This is a genomic window from Vibrio sp. 2033, assembly GCF_033339735.1.
Map to the genome: position 1 here is coordinate 1 of NZ_JAWOVC010000527.1, position 610 is coordinate 610.

At 50.5% G+C, this 610-nt stretch carries 1 pseudogene; it reads left to right on the plus strand.

The window, feature by feature from the left end:
• A pseudogene (locus R7P74_RS27595) lies at positions 1 to 512 on the plus strand (conjugal transfer protein TraG N-terminal domain-containing protein); the annotation flags it as partial.
• Between the last annotated feature and the right edge of the window lie 98 nt (positions 513 to 610).

Genomic DNA, 610 nt, shown 5'->3' on the forward strand with positions numbered 1-610 from the left:
GCAACGTCATGGGAGCTGCTGCAAGCGGCTATGATGCAGCGAAGGAGTGGTTAACTGGTAAATCTGATCTATCGGAAGCCGCTAAAGGGATGAGCATTGAGGAACGCGGCGCGTTCTATGCAGCAGCGCTATCCTCTGCCGCAGAAGCTGGTGGTGGAGCCGCGCAGCAGTTTATGAACCAGTACGGTGATGAGTTCAAAGAAACGATGCAGTCTATCGCTCAAAGCCGTTATGGGCTGACTGAATCCCAAGCCGCTGTTTATGCCGAATCGTTTGACACAAACGAAGGTCGCATGAACCAGGCTGTTCAGAATCTGAAAATGGCGTATGCAGAACGTAACCCGGATGGCTCACCGATGATGCAAGGAGGTCAGCCTGTTCTTTCTCAGCAAAACGAAGAGTTTACGGACAAGCTGGTAAACGTATTGCAGAACTCGACGGAAGCTGGAGACCGTTCAGGTAGCTATTTGACTGCCGTCAGGGGGTACAACATAGCAAATCAAAGGTTCTAAAAGACCAACCAAATAATAAGGGGGCCAGCAGGCCCCCTTATTCGTCTCCAGCTCCAATATGGAAGCGCTGGTCAAAATCATAGGAATCTTGAAACCCA